This is a genomic window from Amycolatopsis sp. SID8362 (genome assembly GCF_010550475.1).
In the GTDB taxonomy this organism is placed as follows: domain Bacteria; phylum Actinomycetota; class Actinomycetes; order Mycobacteriales; family Pseudonocardiaceae; genus Amycolatopsis; species Amycolatopsis eburnea.
Window position 1 is genome coordinate 1 of the sequence record NZ_JAAGNB010001025.1, and the last position, 3,559, is coordinate 3,559.

General features: G+C 71.7%; 5 protein-coding genes. 3 read left to right on the forward strand and 2 right to left on the reverse strand.

The window, feature by feature from the left end; genetic code table 11:
* Positions 1 to 970, forward strand: a 970-nt coding sequence (locus G3I65_RS32305) for a PLP-dependent aminotransferase family protein (protein ID WP_160699461.1), incomplete at its 5' end; no start/stop codon positions are given.
* 220 nt (positions 971 to 1,190) lie between these two features.
* Positions 1,191 to 2,285: a D-alanine--D-alanine ligase family protein gene (locus G3I65_RS32310; protein ID WP_160699462.1), complete on the forward strand. Its 1,095-nt coding sequence runs from the start codon at positions 1,191 to 1,193 to the stop codon at positions 2,283 to 2,285.
* Here G3I65_RS32310 and G3I65_RS32315 read toward each other — a convergent pair.
* On the reverse strand, positions 2,282 to 2,818 hold the full coding sequence (locus G3I65_RS32315; RefSeq protein WP_309235835.1) for a DUF3515 domain-containing protein: 537 nt from the start codon (positions 2,816 to 2,818) through the stop codon (positions 2,282 to 2,284). The genes G3I65_RS32310 and G3I65_RS32315 overlap by 4 nt on opposite strands.
* Positions 2,819 to 2,837: 19 nt before the next feature.
* A complete protein-coding gene (locus G3I65_RS32320) occupies positions 2,838 to 3,071 on the reverse strand; it encodes an Lrp/AsnC family transcriptional regulator (RefSeq protein ID WP_125306405.1) in 234 nt (77 codons plus the stop codon).
* Between the two features lie 124 nt (positions 3,072 to 3,195).
* Here G3I65_RS32320 and G3I65_RS32325 point away from each other — a divergent pair.
* Positions 3,196 to 3,559, forward strand: a 364-nt coding sequence (locus tag G3I65_RS32325) for an AIR synthase related protein (protein ID WP_309235837.1), incomplete at its 3' end; no start/stop codon positions are given.

The following is a 3,559-nucleotide window of genomic DNA, read 5'->3' on the forward strand; positions in this document are numbered from 1 at the left end:
GGCCGACCCGGACCCGCTGGTCCGCGCCCACCGCGCGGGCCTCCCGGAGTATCGCGCGGCGGTGTCGGAGCACCTGCTGCGCCACCGGGGTCTCGCCGCGGGTTCGGTACTGGCGACCGGCGGCACGACGGCGGCGGTCGTCGAGCTGGCCGCGGCAGTGCTGGAACGCGGGGACGTCGTCGCCGTCGAGGAACCGGGCTACCAGCGCGCGGTGCAGGCGTTCCGCCGCGCGGGCATGCGGGTCGTCGGCGTGCCGGTGGACCTCGAGGGCCTACGGCCGGAGGCGATCCCCCCGGATGCCCGTGCGGTGTACTGCTCGCCGGCGCACCAGTACCCGATGGGCAGCCGCCTCAGCGCGGCCCGGCGGGTGTCGCTGGTGGAGCGGGCGCGGGCGGCGTCGATGCTGGTCATCGAGGACGACTACGACGGCGAGCTGCGCTTCGACGTGGCGCCGCTGCCGATGCTGGCTTCGCTGGCCCCGGACGTCGTGGCGCACCTGGGGACGACGTCGAAGATCCTCACGCCGACGCTGGGTGCCGGGTGGATGGTGGCGCCGGAGGCGATCACGTCGGCGGTGCTGGCTTATCGGGATTCGACGGGGACGCGGCCTTCGCCGGCGGGGCAGCGGGTGTTGTACGAGTTCGCGCGGAACGGGGATCTGGGGCGGCACCTGCGGAAGCTGCGGCGGGAAATGGCGGAGCGGCGGACGTTGCTGGCGGGGGCGCTGGCCACGGCTGGGATTCCGGTGCGGGGAGATGACGCCGGGGCGCATCTGGTGGTGCCGTTTTCTTCGGCTTCGGTGGAGGCGTCGGTGATCGCTTCGGCTGAGCGGCGGGGGATTCGGCTGGATGGGCTGGCTCGGCATTTCGCCGGGACGCCGAGTGCGCACGGGGTGGCGATCGGGTACGCGGGGTGTTCGCGGGAGGCTTTGGTGGCCGCTTTGCCGACGCTGGTGTCGCTGCTGCGGTGAGGGGTTCTGGGCACGGACGTAGTGAATGACTCATTCATGTCGTCCGACGACATGAATGAGTCATTCACGTCGTCTCGGCCAGGGGCTCCAGCGGGCCCACCGGTCCCTCGATGTACCGGACGCCCCACGCCCCTCGCGGGTTGCGTTCGCCGCTCACCCGGCGCCACCCGGCGTACGGGGCTGGGCTGTTCCGCGAGGTCACCGGGTACGGTGGCTCACCATGAGCGAGAAGATCCGGGTGGCGGTCGTGTTCGGTGGGCGCAGCAGTGAGCACACCATCTCCTGCCTGTCCGCCGGCAGCGTCCTGGGTCACCTCGACCCCGCGCGGTTCGAGGCCGTCCCGGTCGGGATCACCCGCGAAGGCCGCTGGGTGCTCGGCACCGGGGACTCCGCGCAGCTCGCCATCCGCGGCCGTGAGCTGCCGTCCGTCGACGACGGCAAGGGGCTCGTGCTCGCCGGTGACCCTTCCAGCCAGGGGCTCGTCGCCGTCGAGGCCGGGCGGGAAAGCGAGCTGCTCTCGCAGGTGGACGTCGTTTTCCCGGTGCTGCACGGCGCCTTCGGCGAGGACGGCACCATCCAAGGGCTCCTCGAGCTCGCCGGCATCCCGTACGTCGGGCCCGGCGTGCTCGCCAGCGCCGCCGCCATGGACAAGGAAACCGCGAAGAAGCTCCTTGCCGCCGAAGGGCTTCCGGTCGGGACCTTCGTCGCGCTCAAGCGCGATCAGTCCACTTTGGACGAGACCGAGCGGGCCAAGCTCGGCCTGCCCGTCTTCGTCAAGCCCTCCCGCGCCGGGTCGTCCGTCGGCATCAGCCGGGTGACCGCGTGGGACGACCTCGACGCCGCCATCGAGCTGGCGCGCGCCACCGATCCCAAGGTGCTCGTCGAAGCCGCGGTCGTCGGCCGTGAGGTCGAGTGCGGGGTGCTGGAGTTCCCGGACGGCCGCGTCGAAGCCTCGCTGCCCGCCGAGATCCGCGTCCTGTCCGAAGACGAAAACGCTTGGTACGACTTCGAAACCAAGTACCTCGGGGACGACGCCGAGCTGGACATCCCCGCCAAGCTCGACGACTCCCTCACCGAGAAGCTCCGCGCCATGGCGGTGGCGGCCTTCAAGGCGCTCGACTGCCAGGGCCTCGCCCGCGTCGACTTCTTCGTCGGGGAAGACGGCGAGCTGACCATCAACGAGGTCAACACCATGCCCGGCTTCACCACGAAGTCCGCCTACCCGAAGATGTGGGAGGTCACCGGCGTGGACTACGCGACGCTGCTGAGCACCCTCATCGACACCGCCGTCGCCCGGGGCACCGGCCTCCGCTAGGAGAACCGCAGCGGCCGCGGCGCGAGCTTCGCGGCGATCGTGTCCGAAATCTGCTGCAACGGGCCCGTCCCGGCGCTGTCCGGCACCGTCAGCGCCGCGTAGACCTCCCGGTCCACGACGTACCACGTCGACGCGCCCTCGCCCGGCACCTGCAGCCATTGCACCTTGTTGACCAGCCGCAGCGCCGCGGTCGGGGTCAGCTCCGGGGGGCGGTTCAGGCCGCAGCGCAGCACCAGCGGGTCGTCCGTGCCCCAGGCGACCGTCGCGGGCGGGGCCGGGTCCGCCAAGGTGCGCACCTTCAGAGACGTCCCGTTCGACGTCAGTTCCGTCGGGACCGCGGCCAGCAGCGTCGTGCAGCCCGGCGACCCCGCCGCGGGCGCCGGCACCGGGACCAAGGGCAGCGGTCCCGCGGTGTCGGAGGACGAGCGCTGGGTCAGCGCGAAGACGGCGACGGCGACCGCCAAGGCCACGGCGAGCGCTGCCGCGGTGACGAGGACCAGCCGGGGTGGGGCTCCGGTGTCGGATTCAGGCACCGGACCACTACACCACTGCTCAGAGGTGCACGACCGGGCAGGTCAGCGTCCGCGTGATGCCTTCCACGTTCTGCACCTTCGCGACCACGAGCTGGCCCAGCTGGTCGACGCTGTCGGCGGCCGCGCGGACGATGACGTCGTACGGCCCGGTGACATCCTCCGAACTGGTGACGCCCGGGATGCTGGAGATCTCGGCCGCCACCGCGGCCGCCTTGCCGACCTCGGTCTGGATGAGGATGTATGCGTGGACCACGGCGCGCCCTTTCGTCGGGATCGGTCAGCTCAGGTAGGAACGTATCGCCAGCTCATCGAAAAACATAGGGCATCCGACTATCGGTGATCGACCTTTGTCCCGGTAGAGAAAGCAGAGGTGACCGGTGTCACCGAACGACGGAACGGTCGCCGAGACCGGGGAGTTCGCGCTCATCCGAGCCGTCACCGAAGGACGGCGCCAGCCGCCGGGCACGCTGCTCGGTCCGGGCGACGACGCCGCCGTCGTCGCCGCCCCCGACGGCCGCGTGGTCGCCAGCACCGACGTGCTCGTGCAGGGCGTGCACTTCCGGCTCGACTGGTCGCCGCCCGAGCACGTCGGGCGCAAGGCCGTCGCGGTCAACCTGGCCGACATCGCCGCCATGGGCGCGACGCCGACCACCGTCCTGGTCGGGATCGCCTGCCCGCCCGACACCCCGCGCGAGGTCGTCACCGGCCTCGCCGACGGCATGTGGGCCGAAGCCGGACGCG